This is a genomic window from Yersinia massiliensis, assembly GCF_003048255.1.
In the GTDB taxonomy this organism is placed as follows: Bacteria; Pseudomonadota; Gammaproteobacteria; order Enterobacterales; family Enterobacteriaceae; genus Yersinia; species Yersinia massiliensis_A.
Map to the genome: position 1 here is coordinate 2056095 of NZ_CP028487.1, position 26202 is coordinate 2082296.

Sequence of the window (26202 nt, forward strand, 5' to 3'; positions counted from 1 at the left end):
TATTTGAGGTGACAAATGAGAATTACCATTCTTGATGGTGACCCCGGACGAATGATTAATCTCCGCTCTGAGCGTTACCGAGTCTTTCTGAATGATGTGGAAGTCCGTCGCTGTCTAACTGCCGATGACGAGAAGGGAGAGGTTGTCGCCGTTGTTGAAGATGAGCATGGTCACATAGTGACAGAACACGGAGAGGTAAAGCACGTTACACAGTATGGCCGCGTCAGAATTGAAAGTATGTTGTAGTCATGCCAACCCTTATACCCAGAGCCTGCCGTAAGCACGGTTGCCGCCATACCACCACCGACCGATCAGGTTATTGCACCGAACACCAGAACACGGGCTGGGAGGTTCACCAACAGGGTAAGAGCAGGCACCAGCGCGGCTACGGTAATGACTGGACTATCCGCCGTGCTCGCATCCTCCAGCGCGATAACCACATTTGCCAGAACTGTCTACGGAACAGTAGAGCGGTACCGGCTACAACCGTCGATCACATCGTACCTAAAGCACATGGGGGTACCGATGACTACAGCAACCTCGAAAGCCTGTGTTGGCCGTGCCACAGAACGAAAACGGGGCGAGAACGGCTCAAGTGAGAATTAATATCATCAATGGGAGGGGGGGGGGATCAAATCTCTGCAACCCTAAGTCCTAAGTACCGCCGCATTACCTTTTCTCACACACCCGCAGGTTAGAAACTTTTTTTTGGGGTACCCCAAGCGATGATTAATAGGAGTTTTCGATTATGTCAGGGCCACCGAAAACCCCTACCCATCTACGTTTGGTCAGGGGTAACCCATCAAAACGGGCCATAAATAAAAACGAGCCAAAACCGCCATCAGGGGTACCCCCAACGCCCAAGCATTTTGATAAGCAGGGGAAGTATTGGTTTAAGCGGATGGCCGATGAACTTGACGCCCTCGGTGTTATGTCTCAGCTCGATGGCCGAGCCTTGGAATTGTTGGTTGAAGCCTACACCGAGTACCGGCACCACTGCGACACGCTGGAACGAGAGGGATACACCTACGCCGTTTACAGCGAGGATGATGGTGACGAGCGGAAAGAGCGTGAAATCCGCATGATCAAGCCACATCCGGCGGCCATGATGAAGGCTGATGCTTGGAAGCGTATCCGCGCAATGTTGGCTGAGTTTGGTATGACACCGGCCAGCCGTTCAAAAGTTAATGCCACGGCACCCGATGCGGCTGATCCGTTGGCTGATTTCCTGAAAGCGAGAGATTAATGGCTAAGGTTGCCGATGGTATTCGCTACGCCGAGCGCGTCGTGGCGGGGGAGATTGTTGCCTGCCAACTGGTCAGGCTGTCGTGTCAGCGCTTTCTTAACGATCTCAAAGTCGGGCCGGAGCGTGGGATCACATTCAGCGAAGCTCGGGCGCAACACATCCTCAATTTCTATAAGTTTGTGCCGCATGTAAAAGGGGCGCTGGCGGGTCAGCCCATCGAGTTGATGGACTGGCACATTTTCATCCTGATCAATATTTTCGGCTTCATCATTCCGCTGATTGATGAGAATACCGGTGAAGTGGTGCTGCGCAATGATGGCAGCGGACGTCCGGTGATGGTTCGCCGGTTCCGCACCGCCTACAACGAGGTGGCGCGTAAAAATGCCAAGTCAACGCTGTCTTCCGGCGTTGGTCTGTACATGACGGGCGCAGATGGTGAGGGTGGGGCCGAGGTTTACTCTGCTGCCACCACCCGTGAGCAGGCCCGTATTGTGTTCGAAGATGCCAAAAGCATGATCAAGCAGGCCCGCGCAACGCTGGGCAGGCTGTTCGAGTTCAACAAGCTGGCGATTTTTCAGGAGCAATCTTCATCACGTTTTGGCCCATTATCCAGCGATGCCAATAACCTTGACGGTTTAAACATCCATTGCGCCATTGTTGACGAACTCCACGCCCACAAAACCCGCGATGTGTGGGATGTTCTGGAAACGGCAACCGGCGCTCGCCTTCAGTCGCTGCTGTTTGGTATCACCACTGCAGGGTTTAACAAAGAAGGGATCTGCTACGAACTGCGCGACTATGCCATCAAGGTGTTGCAGGGGGCAGCGACCGGACAATTTGAGGATGATACCTTTTTCGGCATTATCTTTACTCTCGACAAAGAGGACGACCCCTTTGATGAGAAGGTCTGGCAGAAAGCCAATCCGGGGCTGGGTATTTGCAAGCGTTGGGACGATTTGCGCCGACTAGCCAAGAAGGCCCGAGAGCAGGTTTCCGCCCGTCATAACTTTTTCACTAAGCACATGAACCTGTGGGTGACCGCCGAGGCCGCTTGGATGGACATGCTTAAATGGGGCGAGTGTGACTTCATTGCACCACAGCATGAGTTGAAAACTTACCCGTTATGGGTAGGTGTTGACCTGTCGAACAAGATCGATATCTGCGCCGCTGTGAAGATTTGGCAGTCCAATAACGGGCATGCACACGCCGATTTCAAGTTTTGGCTGCCGGAAGGGCGACTGGAACGTTGTTCACGTCAAATGGCTGAGCTGTACCGCAAATGGGCCGAGCTTGGCAAGCTGACACTGACCGATGGTGATGTTATCGATCACGCGCAGATCAAAGAGGAATTACAACAGTGGGTGGCAGGCGAAAGCCTACGTGAAATCGGTTTTGACCCTTGGAGCGCCACTCAGTTTAGCCTGGCGTTGGCCGAAGAGGGGTTGCCGCTGGTGGAAGTACCGCAGACGGTGCGCAATTTCTCCGAGGCGATGAAGGAGATCGAAGCGTTGGTATACAGTGGGCGACTCCATCACAGCAACCATCCGGTAATGAACTGGATGATGAGCAACGTCACCGTTAAACCGGATAAGAACGATAACATTTTCCCCAACAAATCGACCCCAGAGGCCAAGATCGACGGCCCCGCCGCTTTGTTTACGGCCATGAGTCGGGTGCTGGTTAACGGCGGGAGTGATGTTGAAAGCTTATCTGAACACATTCAAACCCACGGCTTACGCACCCTTTGATAAAGGTCATCCTATGAGAATCTTGTATTTAATCACCACGTTGTCTGTTCTGGTGGGGATAGCCGGTGTGCTGTTATTCACCTATGGTGTATGGCTTATTTATCCGCCTGGCGGGTTCATTGCCGCTGGCTTGCTCTGTCTTCTCTGGTCGTGGCTGGTGTCAAAAATGTTTAATCCAGTGAAGCCGGATAAGGGGGACTGATGTTCTTTCCTGGCATGTTTCGGAAATCGGCAGACAAGTCGTTAACGCCGAAAGAACTGGCTGAAATCATCGGCCTTTCTTACGACACTTATGCTGGCAGGCGGATCAGCCCTCAATTGTCCATGCAATTAACCTCCGTTTTCAGTTGCGTTCGTGTACTGGCCGAATCAGTAGGCATGCTCCCTTGTGGGTTATATGAGCAACTGGAACGCGGCAATAAACGCGCAGTTAAAGAGCGGCTGAATAAACTGCTGTCAGTCAAACCTAACGGCTATATGACCCCTCAGGAGTTTTGGGAGCTGTTGATTGCTTGCCTTTGTTTGCGGGGGAATTTTTACGCTTACAAGGTCATGGCCTTAGGTGAAGTGGTGGAGCTACTTCCTCTCGATCCTGGCAGCGTTGCTCCAAAGCTTAATAGCAATTGGGAGCCAGAATACCAGGTGACCTTCCCTGATGGCTCTCAAGACATATTGAGTCAGGCGGAAATTTGGCACGTACGTATTTTTACGCTGGATGGATTGAATGGTCTGAGCCCTATTGCATATGCTCGGCAGGCGATTGGGCTGGGGATGGCTACTGAAGAACATGGCGCCCGCCTGTTTGGGAACGGGGCCGTTACCAGCGGCGTCTTGCAGACCGAACAGGTATTGACGGACGATGCGTTTAACCGGCTAAAAAATGATTTTGAAACCAATCATCAAGGATTATCAAACGCCCATAAGCCTATGATCCTTGAAATGGGGCTGAAGTGGCAGCAAATCAGCCTCAGCTCTGAAGATGCTCAGTTTCTGGAAACCCGCAAGTTTCAGCTTGAAGAGATATGCCGAATTTTCCGCGTTCCTCTCCATATGGTGCAGAACACCGACAGGGCCACCTTTAATAATATTGAAAACTTGGGGATCGGGTTTATCAATTATTCGTTGGTGCCCTATCTCACTCGCATTGAGCAGCGAATTAACATCGGATTGGTTAAACCTTCCGCCCAGGGGCGTTTTTACGCCAAGTTTAACGCAGGTGCGTTGCTACGCGGCGACATGAAATCACGGTTTGAAGCTTATGCCACCGGTATTAACTGGGGGATCTACTCGCCAAACGAATGCCGTGAGTTGGAGGAGCTTAACCCGCGTGATGCCGGTGATATCTATCTCACTCCAATGAACATGACCACCAAACCGCAAGAAAGTAAAACCAAACCTACTGAGGATGAAAAGCATGCTGACTAAGCAACGCATGGATTTCCCGCTAAAGCTGAAATCAGTCAGTGACTCGGGAGAGTTTGAAGGCTATGGCTCAGTCTTTGGCGTGAAAGACAGCTATGACGACATTGTTGTACCAGGCGCTTTCATTAAATCACTGAATGCATGGCGAGATAAAAACGCCCTGCCTGCCATGTTATGGCAGCACCGTATGGATGAGCCGATCGGTATTTATACCGAAATGAAAGAGGATGATGTCGGGTTGTTCGTTAAGGGACGATTGTTAATTGACGACGACCCACTCGCTAAACGCGCTCACGTACATATGAAGGCCGGTTCTTTAACCGGCCTTTCTATTGGGTACATGCTCAAGGATTGGGAATACGACCGTAATAAGGAAGCGTATTTACTGAAGGAAGTCGATCTGTGGGAAGTTAGCCCAGTGACATTTCCATCTAACGATGAGGCACGGGTGAGTGATGTGAAATCTGCTTTTGCTCGTGGTGAAACCCCATCCCCTAAAAGTATTGAAAGAGTCCTGCGCGACGTTGGGCTTTCTCGCACTCAGGCCAAGGCATTTATGGCTGAAGGATATGGCGCCATCTGTCTGCGTGATGCAGATGAGATTAATGATGCGCTCAATGTACTGAAATCGATTAAATTTTAATTTGGAGAGTTACCCATGGCTGTTGAAATCAAAGATGTAGAGCAGGTCGCGCAGGAACTTAATCAGAAATTCTCTGAGTTTAAAGAGAAAAATGATAAACGCATTGATGCGATCGAGCAGGAAAAGGGCAAGCTGTCCAGTGATGTTGATACATTAAACGGCAAGCTGTCAGAGCTGGAAAACTTAAAAACCAGCCTGGAAGATGAAATTAAAGCGCTGAAGCGCCCCAGTGGTGGTACCCAAACCAAGGAGGTTGCAGAGCACAAAACCGCCTTTATGAACTTCGTCCGTAAGGGTAAAGAGGATGGGTTGCGGGAATTGGAGCAAAAAGCGCTGCAAGTTGGCGTTGATTCTGATGGTGGCTACGCGGTGCCTGAAGAGCTTGATCGTGCCATCTTAAACCTCCTGCAGGATGAGGTAGTGATGCGCCAGGAGGCGAATGTCATTACCGTTGGTGGCTCTGAATATAAGAAGATCGTCAATCTTGGCGGCACGGCCTCTGGTTGGGTTGGAGAAACCGAGGCACGCCCAGCAACTGACCCTTCCAAGTTGGGGCAGATTACCCCGTTCATGGGGGAAATCTACGGGTTCCCGCAGGCGACTCAGATGATGCTTGATGATGTTTTCTTCAATGCTGAAAGCTGGATCAACAGCGAACTGGCTACCGAGTTTTCTGAGCAGGAAGAAATTGCCTTTACCAGCGGCACTGGTATCAAAAAGCCAAAAGGTTTTCTGGCCTACAACTCGACCGATGAGATCGATAAGGCGCGAGCATTTGGGGTGCTTCAGCATATTGCTTCTGGTGCCGCAGGTGGTGTTACTGCTGATGCCATCATCAAACTGGTGTACACCCTGCGAAAAGTACACCGTAACGGGGCAAAGTTCATGATGAACAATAACGCTCTGTTCCAAGTGCGCATTCTGAAAGATGCCGAGGGCAACTATTTGTGGCGTCCAGGCTTGGAACTGGGACAGCCTTCTATGCTGGCGGGTTATGGGATTGCCGAAAACGAGCAAATGCCAGACATTGCGGCGGATGCTAAGGCGATCGCGTTCGGCAACTTCAAACGCGGTTATACCATCGTTGACCGTATCGGCACTCGTATTCTGCGTGATCCATACACCAATAAACCGTTTGTTGGTTTCTATACCACTAAGCGTACTGGCGGCATGCTATCTGACTCTCAGGCCATCAAACTGCTGAAGATTGGTACCGCTGAGTAATCATTAGGGGGCTTCGGCCCCTTTTAAATTGGAGTAGCAAATGCTCAAGTTATTGAAAGAGTTGAAATGGTCGCCGAACGGTTGTGTGGTTGAGACCATTCCTGCTGGCGAATATCAGCGGGATGAACTGCCAGAGCGCGCCGTGGTTATTGCTGGTGAATTGGAGATCATCGAATTCATTGACGCCAACGGCGGACAACAAAACACTGAGCAGCAGCCAGAGCAGCAGCCAGAGCAGCAGCCAGAGCAGCAGCCAGAGCAGCAGCCAGAGCAGCAGCCAGAGCAGCAGCCAGAGCAGCAGCCAGAGCAGCAGCCAGAGCAGCAGCCAGAGCAGCAGCCAGAGGCTAAGAAAGGTAAGAAATAATCAGGCGGCTTCGGCCGCTCTCTCGTGAGGCAGCTATGACCCCGTCACTTGATGAACTACGCGCCCAATGTCGAATTGATGAAGATGAAGATGAAGATGAAGACGAAGCACTACTAACAATTTATGTAGAGGCTGCAAGGGATTTAGCTCAGGAATACCTGAATCTTCCCTTGTTTGATACAGAGGTTCCTGAGGATGTTGACGAGGGCGTAATCATCGAGGGGAAGGTCAAACTGGCGATCATGCTGGCAGTTGGCCACTGGTATGAAAACCGGGAAAGCTCCTCAGAAACTCAGTTGCATGAAGTCCCGATGGGTTTTTATGGCCTATTGAAAGGCAAGCGAAAGAGTCCAGGAACATGAAAGCAGGCCGACTACGCCACCATGTCACCATTCAAAACTTTGTCATAGCTGAGCTCCCTTCTGGGCAGGAGTTGGAAGAATGGCGCAACGGCAAGACTGTACATGCCGAAGTGAAGGCGATCAGCGGACGCGAGTTGGTGGCATCCGGCGCAGAGAAGGCAGAAGCCACTATCCGCGTTTGGATGCGTTATCGCACTGATATTACTGCCTCCTCTCGGCTTCTGTGTCTGAATGGTCCGTTTAAAGGGGTTGTATTGGAGATTACCGGCCCACCAATCCCCGATCCTAAGGGCACTCGACTGGAAATTCTGTGTAAAAGTGGAGTGAAGCCATGATAGATAGCACGTTAGATTTTTCTGGATTGCTCGACTTATCAACGGAACTGGAGATATTGAGCAAAGCTGAGAGTGGTAAGGTTTTACGTCAGGCAACGCGAGCAGCCGCCATTATTTTCCGTGATGAAGCTCGCAGTCGGGTGCCTAGGAAGTCGGGCAAGTTGGCACGTAATATTATCGCAATGAATCAGCGATCCAGTGGTGGTAGCGCCGTCGCTGGCGTTCATGTTCGCAGTAGCGGTAAGGCAGGAAGTAAAAATAATGCGTTCTACTGGCGCTTTGTCGAACTCGGGACATCGAATATGGCCCCGATACCGTTTATACGGCCTGCTTATGATTCAAAAGTTGATGAGGCTGCAGCGGCGGTAGTCGCAAAAGCCAACGAGGCGATCGATAAGGCGCTTTCAAAATGACCGAAGCCGACCTAAAACCTTTGTTAAAACCCTTAGTTGACGGACGAGCCTACCCCTACGTGGTTAAGTTGACGCCAGAAGGTAAGCCTGCGGTAAAGCCACCGTGGATAGTTTATACCGTACCTGATGAGAATCGAGCCGATGTGTTCTGTGGCACGGCGGAAACCGCCTTTATGGTTCAGGTTGATGTGTATGCCAGTAGCATTGACGAGGCCAAGCTGATCCGTGATCAGGCGGAAGACGCCGTAAAAGCACTGGACCCGGCAGAAATCCATGCATTTAGCGGGTATGAATCTGATACCGCTCTTTTTCGCGCCTCATTCGAATTCAGGGTGTGGGAATAACCCTCAAAAAAGTCACCAGCCGCCTACGGGCGGTTTTTTTATGTCTGGAGAAAAATATGACCAGTATTTATGAAAAAACGCAGGGCACGAAAATTTATGTTTCGGCTGGCGTGACGACTCAGCCTTTACCAACAGGGTCTGTTGTGTGGTTGTCAGCGGCTTGCGCCACCAAAGAGATTAGTTTCACTGGTGGACAAAAAGCGGATATCGACGTCACCACACTGTGTTCTGAAGAGCAGGAAATGACGAACGGCTTACCTGCACCATCAGAAATGACCATTTCGCGCAACTGGAGTCCGGACGAAGAGGCCCAATATTCTCTCTATGAAGCCTACGAAACCGACACACTTCGCTCTATCAAGGTCGTCTTCCCCAGCGGCAATGGTTATGCCTATCTTGCCGAAGTGCGTCAGAACAGTTGGAGTGCTGGTACATCCGGCGTGGTGTCTGCGTCATTCACCCTGCGCATTAAAGGTAAACCGGTTCGCATTGCTGCCACTGATGTTCCTGTGACCAGCGTCACCTTGAACAAATCGACCGCCGCTATCGAGGTGGGTGATACCGGTGTGTTAATCCCGACATTCTTACCGGCTAATGCCACCAACAAAACCGGCACCTTTATTTCATCTGCGCCTGCGATTGTGAGCGTCGATCCGGTAACGGGTCAGTATGAAGGGCTGGATGATGGCGCGGCCATTGTCACCTTTACCACTGCGGATGGTGGCTTTACTGCAACCTGTAACTTTACTGTGACTGAGGCCGGATAATCATGGCTAAAAAGGACTTACGAGCGTTGGCTATTGCGCCACGCGCAGGGTTTCGACATAAAACAGTGGTCGTTCCTGAATGGGATGGCACCACGGTGATACTGCGAGAACCCTCTTCGGGTGCTTGGTTACGTTGGCGAGAGGTGGCGGTAAAAGGCGAGGGGAACCCAGATGAAGTGGTAAAAGCCTCGATTGAGGACCAGATCACCAACAATATTCTCTCAGATGTCACATTGTTTGTTGATGTGTTGCTTGATGAGAGTGGTCTTCAGGCGTTTTCTAATGAAGATATTCCCCTTGTTGCTGAAAGTTATGGGCCGGTGCATGCTCGCTTGCTCAAAGAAGCGCTCAGCCTCAGTAAGCAGGATATTGAAACTGCTGAAAAAAAGTAAATGCGCCGGGTATGTCTTTTCTCATGTCGTTGGCATTGCGGCTGGGGCGAACCCTGCATGAACTTGAAACCACCATGACCGCGCGTGAGTTGGCGCTGTGGATTGAGTTTGATGCGGGTAGCCCAATTGGGGATCGGCGTGGGGATATCCATGCAGCACAAATAGCCAGTGCGGTATATCGGTCGCAGGGCAGTAATGTCGGCCTTGAAGATTTATTGCTGCAATGGAAAGAACCGGAAGAGACAGAAGAAGATACCGCTGCTTTGGAATCTTTCTTTGAATCCCTCATGACATAACCCGCTTCGGCGGGTTTTTTATTGGTACTGATATGGCAACCTTACGTGAACTCATCGTCAAAATCACGGCTAACTCGTCCTCTTATCAAACGGAGATGGCCCGAGCCTCACGTATGGGGGCTGAATATTATAAAACCATGGAGGGCGGTTCGCGTAAGGCAGAAGCGGCGACACGCCAGAGCAAACGTGCATTAGCAGAACTGAATAACGAATTGGTCACGGTGAAAGAGTCGGCCAGTGGCATGGTGGGCATGTTTGCCGGGGCATTTGCGGTGGGTAGCCTGATCAGCACGGCTGACCAATACGGGCAAATATCATCCCGTATCAAAATGGCAACCGGCTCACAAGAGGAATATAACAGCGTTCAGCAGCGCCTGATGGAGATCAGCGACCGTACTTATAAAAGCATTGAGGAACAATTCGAGCTGTATATTCGCAGCGCCAACTCAATGAAAGAGCTGGGTTTCTCCACGGCCAGTACGATTGATTTTATTGATTCAATTTCCAGCGCATTAACCATTAACGCCGCCAGCGCTGAAAAGGGCGAAAGCGCGATTAATGCACTGTCTAAATCCATGGTAAATGGCAAGGTGGCGGGTGATCAGTGGCATGCCGTCATGGAGATTATGCCGACCGTTATTGGCGATATTGCCCGCTATTTGGGGACCACTGAGCTTGAGGTGAAAAAACTTGGCGCGGCTGGAAAGTTATCAATGGATACCTTTTCCAAGGCGGTGATCGCTGCAAAGGACCGTAATGCCGAACTTGCCGAGGCTATGCCGACCACGGTCGGGGATGCCATCACTAAGCTGTCAAACCATTGGAAAGCCTATATTGGTGATGCCAATAGTGCAATGGATGTGACGGCGGCGATCTCCGGCGTGATTGGCACGGCTGCGGATAATATCGATGTGCTTGTTGCAGCCGGTACCGGCTTAGTGGGACTTGGATTAGCGCGATACTTTGGCGGCATGGCTGATAATGTCACTACAGCGACCAAAGAAGTCATCAATGCCACTCGCTCACAACTTGCACTGGCTGCGGCGCAGGTTGAAGGTGTTCAGGCGTCATTGTTACAGATCCGGACAGAGCGAGAATCGGCGGTTGCCGCACAGCGTTCGTTGGTCGCTCAGTTACAGTTGGCGCAAACCGAAAAGGCCCGAGCAACCATTCGTGCCCAACTTGCTGTTAACTCTGCTGCAGTAGCCGCAGCATCCCGCGCAGAAGCGGCAGCAACGGATGCCCTTACCGAAGCACAAAAACGGTTGAATGTTGCTTCCGGACTAGCAAGTAAGGCGCTGGGCTTAATTGGTGGTCCCGTTGGGGCCGCTATGTTGGCAGCCGGCGCAGTTTATTATTTCTATGAAAAATCAGAACAAGCCAAACGTTCAGCGACAGAGCTAGCGGGGGGCGTGGGTGGACTGATTGATAAAATGCGGGAAATGGGGAATGTTCAGTTAGCGGCTGAGATCGGTAAGCTGAACAACTCATTACCGGCGCTCTCTTCTGTTGTTGCGGATGCGCAAAAGAATTACGACAAAGCGACAGAAGCCGTTGAGCGAAATCGCCGTCAAATTTATTTGTGGGGGGAAGGTTCAACTATTGGGAAGCAAGCCAATGAAGAACTGAATATCTCTCTGAATAATCAGGCGATAGCACTCAAAGAATTGACGGATGCGCAGGACAATAAAAGCCGCTCAGTCAATGGGGCTAATGTTCTCAGCGCTCAGTTGAATGGGACGCTTAAAGAAGGTGTTGGGATTTTCAAGCTGGAAAATGTCGAGGTGGGGATTGCGGCCGGAATGATGGCTAATTTTACCAGTTCTCTGAATATTGCTACCCAAGCCAAAACCGCCTTTAACTCAACTAGTCTGATTCTTCCTGTCAGTGAAGAGCTTAAAAACGCGCAAAAGGTGCAGGACGATAAGCTGGCAATATTAAAGCTGTCGGGCAGGGCGCAAGCGACAGAAATAGCCAGACAAGAAGCTGAACGGCTCAAAATTACTGATCCGAAAGAGGTATCGAAATTCGTCAGCGGCGAACTCAGAAACTACGATCAGTCTGAGCAGAACAAAGCGAACGAGCAGGCGAAAAGTAAAGCGGCCAGTGCAACAAAAACGGCTGAAAGTGCAACAAAAGCCTATGAGCAAGCCATTGCCAATCTGAATAAAGAGATTCAGGTTGAGTCTGTTCGACTGAATCAGGGGGAGGCCGCAGCATCACTATTTGCCGCCTCCATTGAAACTGGCGCGAAATACACTGATACACAACGTGTAGAGCTAGAACGGCTGAATAAAACCCTCGCAGAGTCAAAACAGCGCTGGGAGGACCACAACGCCGCTATTGCGTCAGATCCTTACCGCAGTGCCGCAGAATCTCAGCGTCAGGCGCAAGAGCAGCTTCAACGGCAGGTTGCTAGCGGTGAAATACAAAGCGCCGAAGAGCTTTCTCGGCGTAAACAGCAGATCCACACGGACTATCTGGCGGCTTTGGCAGATGCTAACCAACGTTACGCTGTCAGCGCCAATGATGAGTTGGCCGGTAATGTCGATCCCGTTCAAAATCTCAGTAACCAACTGGCAAAACGTCAGGCGCTTATCGAGACTTATGCGGCGGTAGGCGTTATCACTGAGCAGCGAAAAAATCAGCTTATCCTTGCTTCCGAGACGGAAACCCGCGAACAGCAGTATCAGGCATCATTGCAATTATTCGCCTCGCAAGGCGACCTGCAACGCATGGCCGTTGATCTGTTTCAGGACTCACAAGACCGGCTCACTAATATGCTGACTGGTTTAGTGAATAAAACTCAAACGACTAAAGAAGCGTTGTCGAATTTATTCGCGTCATTGTCTCAATCGATTATCAAAAACCTTGTTGATATGGGAGCGCAAGCCTTTGTCACTAGTTCGATCATGCAGACGATTACGGGCGTGTCGGGTGGGTTGTTGGGTGGATTCATGGGCGGCGCAAGTGGCGCGGCAGGGTCTGCCAGTAATGCATTCTCGGGCGGCGCTTATAGCGGGTTGTCATTTAATGCCAAAGGCGGTGTTTATGATTCACCCAGTTTAAGTGCCTATAGTGGGCAGGTTGTTAGTTCACCGACCTTTTTTGCTTTTGCAAAAGGGGCTGGCGTCATGGGCGAAGCGGGGCCTGAGGCGATTATGCCGCTCACTCGCTCTGCTGATGGCTCGCTCGGTGTAAGGGCGGTCAGTAGCAATATGCCGACTAGTTATTCCGGTGGTTCAGCCGCGCCGCAGGTTTATATTACCATTGATGGTAACGGCAACACCTCCACACAAAGCAGCCAAGGCATGGAGCAGTTTGGCAGTGAAATTGGACGTCTCGTCGAAAGTAAATACAGAGAGTTGATACAAAAAGATTTAGGTCAACGAGGCGCTATTACAACTGCCATCCAAGGGGGTAGATAGTGATAAAGGTCTTCACATTCTGCCCTCGGGTAGAGGCTACGGCAAAAACCGAGTTTCGAACCCGAGAGATTCAATTTGGTGACGGGTATATCCAGCGTGCCGGTGATGGGATAAACACCAAGTCAACGGAATGGACACTTCAGTTTATTGGGGATTGGGACTACATAAAACCAATCCTCGATTTTCTGGACGAACATCAGGGGCACACCGCCTTTGAATGGACTAACCCTATGGGCGAACTCGGCCTTTATGTTTGCAAGGCATATGACCCGACAGCAAAAGGTAAAAACTCAGCCGGCAAACCGATGTTTCAGCTCAACATTCCCCTCGAAATTGCTTATCATCCGTAAGGTTTAATATGGGTATAAAACACGATTATCAAACGCTGGACCCCGGCAACGAGGTTTGGCTTTATGCGGTTGATTGCACCGCCTTTAATGGTCCTGAGCTCTTTTTTCATAATCATAAAATACCGTACACCTCCCAAGAGCTGCGTGCGGCAGACGGGGATATAACCAAACTTCCTGTTAAATCTATCTGGTGGCAAGGCGTCGAGTATTTGCCGTGGCCAGTGGAGTTGACCGGAATAGAAATAGCCGGTGACGGTACTGCACCGACTCCCTCCCTTAGCGTGGGAAATATTGACGGTACCATCAGTGCAATGTGTCTCGCTTATCAGGATTTGGCTCAGGCGAAAGTACAGGTACACAAAACCTTCTCTCACTATCTTGATGCGCGTAATTTTTTAGAGGGTAATCCCTCCGCCAGCCCGGATGATGAAACATTGTATGTTTATTTCATCGATCGGAAAGCGGGCGAAGGCCCACGCGGGATACAGTTCGATTTATCCGGTCCTTACAATATGCAAGGTATCAAAATTCCTCGGGAGCAAATTCAGGGGAGTGTTTGCCGTCATTGTATGCGGGGTTGGTATCGAACGGGGCGGGGCTGCGATTATGCCGGCTCGCTGTATTTTGATGAAGATGATAATCCAACGGATGATCCGAGTCGTGATGAATGCAGCGGATCACTTCGGGCCTGCAAACTACGCCATGGCGCTGAACCTTTGCCATACGGTGCAGAGCCGGGTTCATCGCTCTTAAGGAGATAAGCATGCAGAAGAAAACCCATGCAGCGATTTTTGCGCATGCTGAAAAAGACTATCCCCGCGAGGCTTGTGGCTTAATTTGTCGCAAGGGACGAACGGAAAAATACTTCCCGTGCCGCAATCAGGCCGCTGAGCCAAATGATAATTTCATTTTGCACCCAGAAGACTACGCCACCGCGGAGGCTTGGGGGAATGTCACCCATATTGTTCATAGTCACCCTGATGCAACAACCCAGCCCAGCAATGTTGATCATGCCCAGTGTGACATGTCCGAGTTACAGTGGGTTATTGTCAGCTGGCCAGAAGGTGACTTACGAATAGTTGAGCCTGTTATAGGGCCGCGCCCACTCGAAGGACGTCCGTTCGTGCATGGCGTGTGGGACTGCTTCAGTATTATTCGCGACTGGTTCAAGTTGGAGCGAGATATTGATCTCCCCAACTTTGAGCGCTCACCGTGCTGGTGGGAATCCGGCACCGAAAATTTGTACATGGATAATTACAACAGTGCGGGTTTTGTGGAGGTTGGCGGCGAGTTATTACCTGGTGATGTCATTATTATGCAAGTAAGCGCTCTAGTCCCGAACCATGCAGCAATCTATATTGGCGATGGCATGATGATCCATCACATGTATGGACACTTAAGCAAGCGGGTGCCGTATGGCGGGTATTATCAAGATCGCACTACGGTTAAGTTGCGACATAAGTCACTAATGGTATGATTGTTAACAATGAGCTAATCGGAAGTTGGGATAGATTGTCATTGGAGACTTTTATATGCGTTTTTTTATTCTTTTATTATTCATTTTTGGTGTTGTTGGATGTAACGAAGACAAGGATGCTCCATTTGGGTATAAATGGGGAATTACACCCTATTCAGTACAGTCTAAAGGTGCTGCCATATATTCTGAGTCAGAAGAGAAAAATGGAATTATTGTCTCATTTACATCAACAGTTCCTGAAGGTGGTTTTAAGGATGGTTTCTATCGACATTACTTTAAGAATAAAAGATTAAATAAGATAGTATTTAACACTTATGACATTCAGGGTGACAAGTCTAATGGTATATCTAAATATGAATCATTAAAAAAAGAATTGATTGAAAAATATGGGGAGCCAGTAAATAAAAGTGAATATGTGTCTAGTGATAGATTTAATTTCTACCCATGCATTATAAATATAAATTGCGGTTCTTGGACGTCCAACTTCGCAACCAAAGATTATAATATAAAATTATATCTTGGGATGGCTAACCAAGGAAATACTTATGGCGAAAATAGAGATAAGGGCAGCGTTTATATAGAATATACTGAAAATTAATAGTAAGTATTTAACACTAAAGCCCGCATTCGCGGGTTTTCTGTTTTATGGGGCATGAAAATGCGTAGAAAAATAGAATTAAGTGGGATTTTAGGCAAAAAGTTTGGTCGGGAGTATAACTGGGAGGTATCAAGCCCAGCAGAGGCAATACAAGCCTTAAGGTTACAAATTAAAGGTTTTAAGCAATTCCTATTAGACAGTGAATCAAGAGGGCTTACATTTGCTGTCTTTAGTGGCAAACGCAATATTGATGAAAATGAATTATCCCTTGGTGGGAATGCCCCCATCCGTATAGTGCCTGTTTATATCGGTAGCAAGAAAGCTGGGCTGTTTCAAACTATATTGGGTGCAGTACTCATTGCTGCAACCTTTTGGAACCCAACGGCGGCTTTAATGTCTGCTGGATTTGCCAAAGGTATGTTAATGGCTGGTGCATCAATGGCGCTTGGCGGGGTTTTGCAAATGTTATCACCGCAACAGGGCGGGCTGGCAACTCGGCAATCAGCAGAGAACACCCCAAGCTATGCATTTGGTGGGCCTGTGAATACAGTGGCGCAAGGAAACCCGATTCCGATTGGTTACGGCGAGCGAATTATTGGCGGTGCCATCATTTCAGCCGGTATCTATACCGAAGATCAAATGTAACTACTAATTTTAATATTGAACCGCCTCCGGGCGGTTTTTTTTCGCCTGGAGAAAAGTATGTCGGCAATTGTGGGTAAAAAGGCGGGCAGTTCAGACAGCCACACTCCGGTTGAATCACCAGATTCATTAATCGCTACTTCTTTTGCAAAAATGTTGCTGGTATTGGGCCATGGTGAGTGGGTTGGTGGGCTTGATAATACCCGAATTTTTCTTGATGGCACTCCCATTGGTAATGCTGATGGTAGCGTCAACTTCCCTGGTGTGCAGTGGGAGTTTCGCCCAGGGACTCAGCATCAAACTTATATTCAGGGAATGCCAGATGTTCAAAATGATATCGCTGTCGGTATTGAGCTGAAATATGAAACTCCTTGGGTGAAGGCAATCACCAATACTGACCTCTCTGCCGTGCGTGTTCGCCTGTCATGGCCAGCATTGCAACAACAATTGGATAATGGCGATATTGTTGGATACCGAGTTGAGTATGCGATTGATTTAGCAACCGGTGGTGGGGCTTACAATGAGGTTTTGCGGTCTGCTGTTGATGGTAAATCAACAACGGGGTACCCACGCTCTCACCGTATTGATTTACCTACTTCAACAGAGGGTTGGCAGCTCCGTGTTCGGAGGATAACCCCAAATACGACAAATACAGCCCGGGTTGCCGATCGGATGTTAGTTGATGCCGTCGTTGAAATTGTTGACGCAAAATTGCGCTACCCGAATCTGGCGTTGTTGTATATCCAGTTTGATGCAAAACAGTTCCAGAACATCCCGACAATAACGTGCAAGCCGAAGATGGACATAATTCGAGTTCCATCAAATTATGATCCTATTAACAGAACTTATTCCGGCGTTTGGGATGGCACATTTAAATGGGCATGGACCAATAACCCAGCTTGGATTTTTTATGACCTTTGCATCAATGAGGAATACGGATTAGGGCAATGGATTAAGGCAAATAACCTTTCCACTTCTAAATGGGAATTGTACGAGATTGCTAAATATTGCGATCAGTTAGTTCCTGATGGTCGCGGAGGTATGGAACCTCGCCATTTATGTGATGTATATATCCAAGGTCAAGAAGATGCAATTAACGTTCTGAGTGACATCATTAGTATATTTTCTGGCATGTTCTATTGGGCTGGCGGCGAAATAAGAGCGCTGGCCGATATGAGCCGTCCAGTTGATATGGTTTACTCTCGCGCTAATGTGAAAGATGGTTTTCAATATAGCTCTGCCAGTGAGCGAACCCATTACAGTCAAGCTATGGTGTCATACTCAAACCCTGACAACCGTTATCAGGATGATATTGAACCTGTCGTCGCTCGGTCTCTGGTTAGGCGATACGGTACTTTAAACGCAGATATAACAGCCATAGGTTGCACACGTCGAAGCGAAGCCATTCGCCGAGGTAAGTGGGTTCTCTATACCAATGAAAAGGATAGGGCGGTTTCGTTCACGGTGGGGCTTGAGGGTCGCATTCCCTTGCCTGGTTGGGTTGTTGGGGTTGCCGATCAGCTATTGGCTGGGCGGGTGCTTGGAGGGCGCATAAGTAGCGCTGTCGGTCGCAATGTTACTCTTGACCGCAAACCTGACGCTAAGGCTGGGGATCGTCTTATTGTTAACCTTCCGAGTGGGGTGGCGCAAGCCAGAACGGTGCAATCGGTTAATGATAGAGTGGTCACTGTTAGCGTGGCTTATAGTGAGTTACCTGCTGCCGAATGCGTCTGGAGTGTTGACTCCGATGATCTGGCTGTACAGCTTTATCGTGTGGTCGGCATTAAAGACGCATCAAGCGATAAAGAAATAGCCTATGAAATTAATGCTATTGAATATGATGAAAATAAATGGGCCAAGATTGAAAGCGGCGCAATTATTGAAGATCGCCCGATCAGTGTTATTCCGCCTGGCGTCCAACCCCCACCAAAAAACATCGAGATAACCAGTTTCTCTGCGATTGCTCAGGGGCTTGCTGTTACTACGCTACATGTCGAATGGGATGCTGCCGAAAGTGCAATTGCTTACGAGGCAGAGTGGCGGCGCGATAACGGTAATTGGATCGCTGCCCCGCGCACGTCTACACGCAGCTTTGATGTGACGGGTATTTACGCTGGGCGTTATCAGTGCAGGGTTCGCGCCATTAATGCCGCTGAAATATCCAGTATATGGGCCAACGCCACTGAAACAGCCTTAAACGGTAAAGAGGGGAATCCTCCCATGCCTGCTGGCTTTGCGGCGAGCGGCATTCTCTTTGGTATTACCTTGAGTTGGGGTTATCCGGAAGGGGCTGAAGATGCGTTAAAAACAGAGATTGAATATAGCCTGTCTGCTGATGGCACCGATGCCATGCTGTTGAGTGATGTACCGCATCCGCAACGGAACTACACGATGCAGGGCTTAAGGGCGGGGCAAGTGTTCTGGTTCCGTGCGCGGATAGTTGATAAATCTGGCAATCAGTCACCTTGGATTGACTGGGTTCGCGGCATGTCCAGTACAGACACAAGTTCGATCCTTGAGTTTGTGGGTGATGAATTCATTACAAACACCGTTGCAGGGCAGCAACTACTTAACGACGACTTCATGAATGCTGAGGCTATTCTTGAAACAGCCAACGCCAATAACGCCAGTATTCGCCAGCAATGGGCGCACTATGGGGAGAATAAAGCGGGGATTGTTGAGATATGGACCACTCAGGCTGATGCGGCTAGAGCATTTGCAGAATATCAGTTGGTAGTTACCGCAACATTTGAAGATCAGACAGCGGCTATTGGTCAAAAAATGACGGCTGTAGTTGATGCTGATAGTGCTATTGCGACATACAGCTTAGGTGCTGGTCTGAACTATAACGGCCAGTTTGTCAGTGCCGGAATGGTCATTGGTGCTGAATTTATTAATGGTGTGGCGAAAGCATCGATTGGATTTAATGCTGATAGTTTTATTCTCTTAAGTGGACCCGAAGATAATAAATTCTCTCCATGGGCTGTCGTAAATGGGCAGACGTTTATTAATGACGGATTTATTCAAAATGGCTCAATAACTAATGCCAAAATCGGTCAGTATATAATGTCTGACAATTACGTGATGGGAATGCTGGGCTGGAAAATAGATAAACTCGGTAACTCCGAATTTAATAACGTTACAGTCAGGGGAACAGTATATGCAACAGCAGGTAAATTTAGCGGAACGATTGAAAGTAATGACGGCTATTTCGGTGGAACTGTATACGCTAATAAAATCATTGGCGATGTGGTTCAGGGCGTTCATTTAAAAGGATATGTAACAAATACAGGAATGTCGGCGGGTGCATCAGCAGATCGAGTCCCTAGCGGTGTATTGTGGACGGTATTTTCATTTGATTCTGCAAATTTTGAGAGAGTGCTGATTATTAACGGGGATGTTACGTGGGGGAACATCTACTCTGGAAACGATTTAAATCTACTAATAAATGGCGTGATCGTCCAAAGTTTCATTACAGGCGGGGCGTCAACCCCAGCAACAACAGTGGGCGGCGTTTCATTCAGAGTCCCTGCAACAGTCTTGGGTGGGATGGATGTTGTCAGCATTCGATACAATAACTTCGGTGGCGGGAGTTCTAATGTTACCCCATTGTTTAATGCTACTGTATTAGTGTGCAAGAAAGGAAGTGCGGGTGTTCTTGTTGGACCTAATCATATCCCCGCTTAATAAACTATCTCATAACCTATAACGGACGCCTGTGTTATTTAAAATACACGGCGTTCTAATTTCATTAAATATCATAAATGATAGGGATCACTATGATTGGTGCTTGGTATAGAACTGGGACAATTACAGCTCCATCCGGTCAGAATGTCATTACTGGCTCCGGAACTCAATGGGCTAACAATGTTATGGGTGTTGCGATTGGACAGGCATTGTATGTCACAAGAACAGATGGAAATACATTGGTTTACGAAATATTGGCTGTAGACAGTGATACAAAAATTAGAATTAATGGAAATATTGTTGATTCTTTGACTAATTCAAATTATGCAATTCATACCACTGTTTCTAATTCATACTCTGCATTAGCGCGTGAGTCATCAGCTCAATTAGGATTTTATCAGCAGTTATTTAAAGATTGGCAAAATATAACAACAGGCACTGGCGATGTCACTATTATTGCGCCAGATGGAACTGAAGTTGTCATTCCCTCATTAACAAAATTATCGCAAGATATAAATGGTAAAGCTAGTCAGCAGCAATTGTCTAACATTGGAGTTGGATTGCCAACGCTTGTCGGTTTAACCGCTCTAGATTGGCAACAGCAAGATTTTCTAACGGGAGCTAACTATATTGGTTCAAATAATATTTGGACCAATGCACCAGAAGATATTATCTATAATGCAGGTACAGGGGTCAGTATCACAGTCGATTATATCTCCAGTAATTCAACTCGCATTGGATTAACGCTTATTCCAGATACAACATCACAATCAAATTATAAAATATATAAAGTCATATCGGTAGGAGCGAAAGGTTCACGAGTATTTACTGTGCGCCGAGTTCAGAATTCCGCAATACCAGTCTCAATAGCTGATGGAGGGACAGGAGCTATTACTGCACCGTTGGCCCGAACCGCCTTAGGGCTGGGTTCTGCTGCGGTAACTGATGTAGTTGCAAATAGCGCAGACCAGACAGCAGGCCGTGCTATGACAACGGGCTCTAATGGCATCGGCGGCCCGTCAGTAAATATGACATCAGTGAATAATGCGTGGTTAAACCCGCTGGGAATGATGAGCCTTACGACAATGACTAACTGGGGCGGAACAACTCCTACAGACGTGTCAGGTAGTTTGCCCGCGCATTGGAATATTATCTCCCTTGGTGTTGGATCGGGCCAAGTTGCTGCCGGGTCCAGAAAAGCTGTAATCGCTATACAAAGTTTTAATGTCGGGTCTGGGGCTCCTCAGTGCTATGTCCGCACAATCCATGACACCGCATTAAGCCCGGCAGTTATGCTCTATCACACAAACAACACAACGGTAGACTCAAATGGTTTCCTGAAAAAAGCCTCGCCGGTGGTGAAGTTGTACGGTGATGGCGGATCTGAAACAAATGAAGAATCAGAGGGCGCAACATCAGAACGCATTAGTGAAGGGGTCTATAAAATATCTGGAGTGCTGGGATTTAACTCAGATGATGCATGGGGTGGGGTAGATGGGGGGATTGAGATTCCGACAGACAAAAATAAGCAGCCGCTTATCTGGGTTGATTATTCACTTGAAGAAGATGGTGATTTAATCATTCAGACCTATCATCGGACGCATCCTACTTCCCCAGTATTTGCACAGAACAATATCAATGGCTATGAAGATGGTCAGTCAATTGATATTCCAGCGGGGCGATTCGTCGATCTGCGCGTGCAGATGCCAGAAAGGGAAGAAACAGAGTCACCACTAGCTGAGGAATAAGCACAATCCGGGCTTATTTGGCCCGGAAATCAAACTTTAGGCACTAACCTTCGTTCTGCAATTAACCGATAGTTATCTTCAAATCTATCGGAGAGTATGAATTCATTACCATCGATCGGTTTGAATTTTCTCATCCCGTCCCACCACAAAATTCTTCCATCGCTATTGATTAAACGTTTGGCCCATTGAGGCGCGAGACTAAAATCATTTTCAGTTCCCGTCATTAATTTCCATTCCATCACAACGAGTTTCCTTACGGTACGACCATGATTTATGTGAGCAATAAGGATAATGGCATTCGTTCGAGGCTTTCAAATTGGTTCGACAGATCAATAATGAAAGATTGATCGTTTAAAACGATCGTTGTGCTTTGTCTGACCTCTGAAGAACAAGGCAGGCTTCATTGCTCAGTCTATTCTTTGTATTTTTTGGGACAGCTAAGTCATGGGTAAAACATTTTCATATACGTGTAGATTTGTGCGTAGCTGAGTTTTTAGGGGTGCGTTAAATGGCTGATATTTCACGGTAGTGCCGGTTGGTGCAGAGTAACGATACATAGACTCAACATTCAATAGAAGTCATACTAGATTATACGAGTTGCTATTTATGTAATTGTAATGGCGTAACCTGTTTCTAAAGGCTATACAGTCTGAAAATCAACATCTGCCAAGGGTAAATTTCCCTGGCAGATTGTTTGTATCAATTGGCCACACTAAATATGGATAGAAAGTTAATAAATTAGTGTGACACAGTTTTAGAAGTTAATTCTAAAACCTACATTTCCCATTATGGGTGATTCGATTTTTTGTCCTTTTCTATAATCAATCTCTGCATATATTGAGGTTAATTTATTAACTTGGGAGTTTACTCCGATACCATATTTCCCAATATTTCCAGAAAAGTTATTATTGAACTCATTAACGTTATTGATAATAATGTTATTATTCTTTATAAACTCTCTCTCTAGAGCTACTTTTGCATATGTTGTAATATTAGAACCATTGTTTAAATCAAATGATTTCCCAAATGATGTACCAATCTCTCCTTTGGCCGATTTACTATTATACATTTTTGCATTCATTCCATTGTCTAATTGAATGTTTTTACTTTCAGCAATAAAATACGTTGCTCTGATATAAGGTTCAATGAAATAATTGTTATCTAATTGATATTGATAGCCAACTTCAAGAGCAGAACCGATCGCATTTTGATTATACTCAGAGTGCGTAGAACTGCCATCAGTCACTAAAGCATTCAGTTTGTTATCAAATCGATTTACCTTTACTAAACTATCAATATAGTAACCAACATCAGAAAAATAAGTAGCATATAAGCCTAAACTATAGCTACTTATATCAGTCTTACCACCTCTGGCGTGCTTAAGTGTATTATCAGTAAATGAAGTTAACCCTCCGATGACTAGCTGGCCAGAGCTTAATGTAAATACATTATCACCGCCAATTTCAAAGCCATCTTGTTGAAGTCTATATGCCGCCCCGTGACCCGCCTTAGATCTTGTGTTATTAGTTAAATAACGGCCCCATACTCCCCCTGTATTACCTTTGTTGTTTCTCAGATCGCCTTTACGGAAACGAAGGTTTTGCATTTCACCATCAAATATAAATTGGGGCGCGGATGCAATACTAATCACTGCATCAACAGCAGGAGTTGTAGTTGCTTCTTGTGTTAAAAACCAATCGTTACCATTTTGTGTTAAACTATACTGGTAAGTTCCTAAATCAACCAAGCCATCTTTTAATCCAAAAGAATCATTTTGGCTACCTTGTGCATGGATTAAATGGTAACCATCACTACCTTCCTCACCTGAACCTTTAACTAGTACAGTATGATTCCCAGAAACATTATCTGTTATATTTAAAAAATCACCACTAACTCCTTCAACACGCATTTCGAAACTACCGGAACCAGCTAAATTGTTAGCTGATAGCGTATAAAAATCTATTGATGAATTAATGGGGGTTGAGTTACCGAATATAATTGCTCCATTACTAACTAAATTTTTAGTATCAGAATTATCAGTTAATATCCAATTGCTTGAATTATCTAGTGATATCATGTCTGCATTCTGTGAGTAGCCAGACCATGAACTATCATTCTCAAGAGATAATGATATGGTACTAGTAGCGTCAGCAACAAGACTTCCTGAAATAATTGTATTGTCTTTTGCCTCGATATCTAATATTGCATTATTCCCAGCGCTAGCAAACTGATTAGTTGTACTATTAGCTATTGTTTTAATAAAAGAAATATTACCTGTTGAGTTTCCAGCAACTACTATTTTATCTTCCGTTGTAATATTGGCATTTTCAAATTCAGCAATTGCACCTAATTTAGATGCTTGTGCAGTGAAATTTATTGCTGAATATTTGGAAGATATTTGAGTGTTTGAAATGTGAAGGTTACCAAGCTCAGCCATTGTAATGGCATAGGAGTTTGAGCCCTCAGCATTAATCGTAATATTATTACCAGTAAAAATCCCTGATGAAACAATGCCATCAGAACGATCATTACCATGAGTAATGATATTTATATTTTCAGATGAAACACTTGCATTCCCACCAACATTAATCCCTCTAGCTAAGTCGCCAAATGTTTCAATTGTAGTATTATTAAGATCTAAAATTCCGCTTGTTGCAGTAATACCGTGTGATCGATCACCGGTAGTTTTAATAGTGCCACCAGTTAAGTTAACTATGCTGCCAGCAGTGTCGCTAATAATCCCATATGAGGTATTGCCTGATGTGTTGATTTCGATATTATTTAAATTTAAAGTACCGCCCCCACCCCGAACTCCCGAGCTATTGTTACCAGCAGAATCAATTATTACATTGTTGGCATTGACGGTACCACCAACTTGAGCTGTTATACCGAATGCAGAGTTACCGTTTGTCTTTATACTAGAACTAGTTATGTTAACAACACCACCATTGAATGCATTAATTGCATTATTATTGTCACCGAGAGTAGTGACAGATGTATCAGTGGCAGTAACGAATGAGTTACTGCCATTTGCAGAAACTGCGTTACCGTAACTTGGAGTATAAACAACCGAATCCCCACTTCCAATTGATAATGATTCGTTACTATTCGCATTAACATTTGGTAAGATAGCAGCATTTGCTACTGGAACGTTTGTTAAGAGAATTACCGCAGAGATAGATAACTTTGTCTTATTAGTATTTTTCATAGATAACCATATAAGTTGATATTAAATAACGACATGCTGTTATGTGACTAACTTATTTGTAGTTTAGTCCGAGAATTAGTTTTTTGCACAATGCTGAATATTATTCTTTCAACTGACTTTTGTTTTTTTTTGTCTTCCCTTGTAATGCATCCATAAGCATAGTGTAGTTAAGAAGATCTTGTCTGGAATACTGTAATTTGTCTTGTGCACTTAACTTGTGGGAGGATACTGTTTTCTCTGAAATTGTTAATTTGCTACATAGGTCACGAACTTGAATACCTGAATAGAGTGCTTTCATTATAAAAAACTCTCTTCGTGTCAAGATACGTCGGATACTTTTATACTCTGCATTCGGTTCCAGATCGGAAAGTAGTGTACTTTCCAAATGCTGTTTTATTGTAACGTAAGATTCGTTGAGTCGGATAAATGTAGTGCGATGACTATATTCAGTAAGGAAATGGGTCATCAACGGTGTTATTTGTGGTTCTGTTAAAACAATTAGGCGTAATGACTTATGATAAAATTTACCAAGCAAAAATTTCAATAAGCAGTGAAATGATGTATGGCTATAGCCAGTAACTATAAGGAAGTCTAAACTCTCTGATTTGCGGAGATTCTCCAAATCGAGTTTGCTCAGAACAGTAATTTCTATCCCATCCCTATATTTATAAATCTCTTTAAGCATGTGATTTAATGCGACGTTGGTGTAATGACAATTTCCAAGTAATCCAATCTTGATCATATAGATATAACCCTTGACAGAACAAAAAACACAATCCACAGAGCGGCTGAACCTTTCATATCTCATTTCTGTCGTGATTTCGCGACAGTGGAAGCTACAAAGTTACGAATTAAACTAAGTTATAAGTGTCGTTGATTGGTTTTTCTGTGGCGTTTAATCTCGTCTTAATGGGTAAATGCGTTATTTAGTATAAACGAGGATTTTATTATAAAATATACATTTTAGACGATCGAAAATGAATCTATGATAGGTTTTAACTATCAACTGTCATGGTTACATTGTTAAAGTCAATGGTTAACTGCTTGATTAAATGAAACTAAATAACTAAAAGTTGTTTTTTATAATTTCTATTTTATTAAATATGGCCAATGTATAAACATGTCATTTATGTGATATGCATCACATTTTTTTCTGGGGATTATAATTCCACATTTGTGTTTAATTTAATGAAACCCATTAAATGACTACTTAATGAAAGTAATAACTATAGTTATAGTAGGAATATTCCTACAGGTCGGCAGGATAATTCCTATTTATTGTTGTGAATATTCCTGTGTCAGGATTAAGGTGCTATTCAAATAGATTGAAAATATAGCTACGATAGCCATCGAAGTTAATAATAGGGAGTTGTTACAAATTTTCGTGACTGGTTTTTATTTATATCAATGTTCTTCTTATGAAAAAAACATCCCTATACTCTTTAGTCGAAACTAGGAAGTTTACATCCAGCAAGTGCCATATCTAAATTGGCGACTTTGTCATTAAA

General features: G+C 46.2%; 27 protein-coding genes and 2 pseudogenes. 26 read left to right on the top strand and 3 right to left on the bottom strand.

All coding sequences use genetic code 11. The annotated features are described in order from the left end of the window. Positions 1-51 precede the first annotated feature (51 nt). From DA391_RS09670 to DA391_RS24465, 26 genes and pseudogenes are all read left to right on the top strand, one after another. Entirely contained in the window at positions 52-246 is a 195-nt protein-coding gene (locus DA391_RS09670) for a hypothetical protein (RefSeq protein WP_240624810.1), read from the top strand. Positions 247-248: 2 nt separating this feature from the next. Further along, positions 249-599, top strand: coding sequence for an HNH endonuclease (locus tag DA391_RS09675; protein ID WP_108087634.1), 351 nt, complete (start codon positions 249-251; stop codon positions 597-599). 149 nt (positions 600-748) lie between these two features. After that, positions 749-1246 (top strand): phage terminase small subunit P27 family, encoded by a 498-nt coding sequence (locus tag DA391_RS09680; protein WP_108087635.1) that lies wholly within the window; start codon positions 749-751, stop codon positions 1244-1246. Continuing rightward, positions 1246-2994: a terminase large subunit gene (locus tag DA391_RS09685; RefSeq protein ID WP_108087636.1), complete on the top strand. Its 1749-nt coding sequence runs from the start codon at positions 1246-1248 to the stop codon at positions 2992-2994. Before DA391_RS09680 ends, DA391_RS09685 begins: the two co-directional genes overlap by 1 nt. A 13-nt stretch (positions 2995-3007) precedes the next feature. After that, complete coding sequence (locus DA391_RS09690) at positions 3008-3196, top strand: hypothetical protein (protein WP_108087637.1); 189 nt, start codon at positions 3008-3010, stop codon at positions 3194-3196. Then, positions 3196-4419, top strand: coding sequence for a phage portal protein (locus tag DA391_RS09695; protein WP_108087638.1), 1224 nt, complete (start codon positions 3196-3198; stop codon positions 4417-4419). The genes DA391_RS09690 and DA391_RS09695 overlap by 1 nt, the downstream gene beginning before the upstream one ends. After that, positions 4409-5059 carry an HK97 family phage prohead protease gene (locus tag DA391_RS09700; protein WP_108087639.1) on the top strand — a complete coding sequence of 217 codons (651 nt, stop codon included), beginning with the start codon at positions 4409-4411 and terminating at the stop codon, positions 5057-5059. The genes DA391_RS09695 and DA391_RS09700 overlap by 11 nt, the downstream gene beginning before the upstream one ends. 15 nt (positions 5060-5074) lie before the next feature. After that, complete coding sequence (locus tag DA391_RS09705) at positions 5075-6283, top strand: phage major capsid protein (protein WP_108087640.1); 1209 nt, start codon at positions 5075-5077, stop codon at positions 6281-6283. 40 nt (positions 6284-6323) lie between these two features. Next, complete coding sequence (locus DA391_RS09710) at positions 6324-6647, top strand: hypothetical protein (RefSeq protein WP_206186974.1); 324 nt, start codon at positions 6324-6326, stop codon at positions 6645-6647. Between the two features lie 35 nt (positions 6648-6682). Next, positions 6683-7009 carry a head-tail connector protein gene (locus DA391_RS09715; RefSeq protein ID WP_108087641.1) on the top strand — a complete coding sequence of 109 codons (327 nt, stop codon included), beginning with the start codon at positions 6683-6685 and terminating at the stop codon, positions 7007-7009. Then, positions 7006-7344, top strand: coding sequence for a phage head closure protein (locus DA391_RS09720; protein WP_108087642.1), 339 nt, complete (start codon positions 7006-7008; stop codon positions 7342-7344). Before DA391_RS09715 ends, DA391_RS09720 begins: the two co-directional genes overlap by 4 nt. Next, positions 7341-7757: an HK97-gp10 family putative phage morphogenesis protein gene (locus DA391_RS09725; RefSeq protein WP_108087643.1), complete on the top strand. Its 417-nt coding sequence runs from the start codon at positions 7341-7343 to the stop codon at positions 7755-7757. The genes DA391_RS09720 and DA391_RS09725 overlap by 4 nt, the downstream gene beginning before the upstream one ends. Next, positions 7754-8101, top strand: a complete 348-nt coding sequence (gp17, locus tag DA391_RS09730) for a tail completion protein gp17 (protein ID WP_108087644.1) — start codon at positions 7754-7756, stop codon at positions 8099-8101. Before DA391_RS09725 ends, gp17 begins: the two co-directional genes overlap by 4 nt. Before the next feature lie 56 nt (positions 8102-8157). After that, positions 8158-8592, top strand: a pseudogene (locus DA391_RS24455) (phage tail tube protein); the annotation flags it as partial. A 75-nt stretch (positions 8593-8667) separates the two neighbouring features. Beyond that, positions 8668-8868 (top strand): Ig-like domain-containing protein, encoded by a 201-nt coding sequence (locus tag DA391_RS24460; protein WP_230832012.1) that lies wholly within the window; start codon positions 8668-8670, stop codon positions 8866-8868. A gap of 2 nt (positions 8869-8870) precedes the next feature. Continuing rightward, complete coding sequence (locus tag DA391_RS09740; RefSeq protein ID WP_108087646.1) at positions 8871-9260, top strand: phage tail assembly chaperone; 390 nt, start codon at positions 8871-8873, stop codon at positions 9258-9260. A 23-nt stretch (positions 9261-9283) separates the two neighbouring features. Continuing rightward, positions 9284-9556 (top strand): phage tail assembly protein T, encoded by a 273-nt coding sequence (locus tag DA391_RS09745; RefSeq protein WP_051144542.1) that lies wholly within the window; start codon positions 9284-9286, stop codon positions 9554-9556. 32 nt (positions 9557-9588) lie between these two features. Then, a complete protein-coding gene (locus DA391_RS09750) occupies positions 9589-12984 on the top strand; it encodes a tape measure protein (RefSeq protein ID WP_108087647.1) in 3396 nt (1131 codons plus the stop codon). Continuing rightward, positions 12984-13334: a phage tail protein gene (locus DA391_RS09755; protein WP_430980864.1), complete on the top strand. Its 351-nt coding sequence runs from the start codon at positions 12984-12986 to the stop codon at positions 13332-13334. Before DA391_RS09750 ends, DA391_RS09755 begins: the two co-directional genes overlap by 1 nt. 8 nt (positions 13335-13342) lie before the next feature. Then, the gene (locus tag DA391_RS09760; protein ID WP_108087649.1) at positions 13343-14095 is read left to right on the top strand and encodes a phage minor tail protein L; all 753 of its coding nucleotides are present in this window, start codon (positions 13343-13345) and stop codon (positions 14093-14095) included. A gap of 2 nt (positions 14096-14097) precedes the next feature. Further along, complete coding sequence (locus tag DA391_RS09765) at positions 14098-14811, top strand: C40 family peptidase (RefSeq protein WP_108087650.1); 714 nt, start codon at positions 14098-14100, stop codon at positions 14809-14811. Between the two features lie 55 nt (positions 14812-14866). Continuing rightward, a complete protein-coding gene (locus DA391_RS09770; protein WP_108087651.1) occupies positions 14867-15409 on the top strand; it encodes a hypothetical protein in 543 nt (180 codons plus the stop codon). Positions 15410-15463: 54 nt separating this feature from the next. Then, entirely contained in the window at positions 15464-16054 is a 591-nt protein-coding gene (locus tag DA391_RS09775) for a tail assembly protein (protein ID WP_108087652.1), read from the top strand. Positions 16055-16111: 57 nt separating this feature from the next. After that, positions 16112-19738 (top strand): TipJ family phage tail tip protein, encoded by a 3627-nt coding sequence (gene gpJ / locus DA391_RS09780; protein ID WP_108087653.1) that lies wholly within the window; start codon positions 16112-16114, stop codon positions 19736-19738. 92 nt (positions 19739-19830) lie between these two features. Next, a pseudogene (locus DA391_RS09785) lies at positions 19831-20259 on the top strand (hypothetical protein); the annotation flags it as partial. Between the two features lie 39 nt (positions 20260-20298). Further along, positions 20299-21486 carry a hypothetical protein gene (locus tag DA391_RS24465; protein ID WP_430980868.1) on the top strand — a complete coding sequence of 396 codons (1188 nt, stop codon included), beginning with the start codon at positions 20299-20301 and terminating at the stop codon, positions 21484-21486. 29 nt (positions 21487-21515) lie between these two features. On the opposite strand, the gene DA391_RS09790 is transcribed toward DA391_RS24465, so the two are convergent. From DA391_RS09790 to DA391_RS09800, 3 genes are all read right to left on the bottom strand, one after another. Then, the gene (locus DA391_RS09790) at positions 21516-21725 is read right to left on the bottom strand and encodes a hypothetical protein (protein WP_050080520.1); all 210 of its coding nucleotides are present in this window, start codon (positions 21723-21725) and stop codon (positions 21516-21518) included. A gap of 515 nt (positions 21726-22240) precedes the next feature. Beyond that, entirely contained in the window at positions 22241-24694 is a 2454-nt protein-coding gene (locus DA391_RS09795) for an autotransporter outer membrane beta-barrel domain-containing protein (protein WP_108087654.1), read from the bottom strand. 100 nt (positions 24695-24794) lie between these two features. Further along, on the bottom strand, positions 24795-25436 hold the full coding sequence (locus DA391_RS09800) for a LuxR C-terminal-related transcriptional regulator (protein ID WP_159074568.1): 642 nt from the start codon (positions 25434-25436) through the stop codon (positions 24795-24797). Positions 25437-26202 lie beyond the last annotated feature (766 nt).

Excerpts from the sequence above, each read along its gene's own strand:
- DA391_RS09695 (WP_108087638.1), top strand. The coding sequence starts at position 3,196 with ATGTTCTTTCCTGGCATGTTTCGGAAATCGGCAGACAAGTCGTTAACG.
- DA391_RS09775 (WP_108087652.1), top strand. The coding sequence starts at position 15,464 with ATGAAAATGCGTAGAAAAATAGAATTAAGTGGGATTTTAGGCAAAAAG.
- DA391_RS09800 (WP_159074568.1), bottom strand. The coding sequence starts at position 25,436 with ATGATCAAGATTGGATTACTTGGAAATTGTCATTACACCAACGTCGCA.
- DA391_RS09765 (WP_108087650.1), top strand. The coding sequence starts at position 14,098 with ATGCAGAAGAAAACCCATGCAGCGATTTTTGCGCATGCTGAAAAAGAC.
- gp17 (WP_108087644.1), top strand. The coding sequence starts at position 7,754 with ATGACCGAAGCCGACCTAAAACCTTTGTTAAAACCCTTAGTTGACGGA.
- DA391_RS09720 (WP_108087642.1), top strand. The coding sequence starts at position 7,006 with ATGAAAGCAGGCCGACTACGCCACCATGTCACCATTCAAAACTTTGTC.
- DA391_RS09725 (WP_108087643.1), top strand. The coding sequence starts at position 7,341 with ATGATAGATAGCACGTTAGATTTTTCTGGATTGCTCGACTTATCAACG.
- gpJ (WP_108087653.1), top strand. The coding sequence starts at position 16,112 with ATGTCGGCAATTGTGGGTAAAAAGGCGGGCAGTTCAGACAGCCACACT.
- DA391_RS09770 (WP_108087651.1), top strand. The coding sequence starts at position 14,867 with ATGCGTTTTTTTATTCTTTTATTATTCATTTTTGGTGTTGTTGGATGT.
- DA391_RS09750 (WP_108087647.1), top strand. The coding sequence starts at position 9,589 with ATGGCAACCTTACGTGAACTCATCGTCAAAATCACGGCTAACTCGTCC.
- DA391_RS09745 (WP_051144542.1), top strand. The coding sequence starts at position 9,284 with ATGTCGTTGGCATTGCGGCTGGGGCGAACCCTGCATGAACTTGAAACC.
- DA391_RS09680 (WP_108087635.1), top strand. The coding sequence starts at position 749 with ATGTCAGGGCCACCGAAAACCCCTACCCATCTACGTTTGGTCAGGGGT.
- DA391_RS09700 (WP_108087639.1), top strand. The coding sequence starts at position 4,409 with ATGCTGACTAAGCAACGCATGGATTTCCCGCTAAAGCTGAAATCAGTC.
- DA391_RS09670 (WP_240624810.1), top strand. The coding sequence starts at position 52 with ATGATTAATCTCCGCTCTGAGCGTTACCGAGTCTTTCTGAATGATGTG.
- DA391_RS09715 (WP_108087641.1), top strand. The coding sequence starts at position 6,683 with ATGACCCCGTCACTTGATGAACTACGCGCCCAATGTCGAATTGATGAA.
- DA391_RS09795 (WP_108087654.1), bottom strand. The coding sequence starts at position 24,694 with ATGAAAAATACTAATAAGACAAAGTTATCTATCTCTGCGGTAATTCTC.
- DA391_RS09685 (WP_108087636.1), top strand. The coding sequence starts at position 1,246 with ATGGCTAAGGTTGCCGATGGTATTCGCTACGCCGAGCGCGTCGTGGCG.
- DA391_RS09705 (WP_108087640.1), top strand. The coding sequence starts at position 5,075 with ATGGCTGTTGAAATCAAAGATGTAGAGCAGGTCGCGCAGGAACTTAAT.
- DA391_RS09710 (WP_206186974.1), top strand. The coding sequence starts at position 6,324 with ATGCTCAAGTTATTGAAAGAGTTGAAATGGTCGCCGAACGGTTGTGTG.
- DA391_RS09790 (WP_050080520.1), bottom strand. The coding sequence starts at position 21,725 with ATGGAATGGAAATTAATGACGGGAACTGAAAATGATTTTAGTCTCGCG.
- DA391_RS09760 (WP_108087649.1), top strand. The coding sequence starts at position 13,343 with ATGGGTATAAAACACGATTATCAAACGCTGGACCCCGGCAACGAGGTT.
- DA391_RS09675 (WP_108087634.1), top strand. The coding sequence starts at position 249 with ATGCCAACCCTTATACCCAGAGCCTGCCGTAAGCACGGTTGCCGCCAT.
- DA391_RS09740 (WP_108087646.1), top strand. The coding sequence starts at position 8,871 with ATGGCTAAAAAGGACTTACGAGCGTTGGCTATTGCGCCACGCGCAGGG.
- DA391_RS09690 (WP_108087637.1), top strand. The coding sequence starts at position 3,008 with ATGAGAATCTTGTATTTAATCACCACGTTGTCTGTTCTGGTGGGGATA.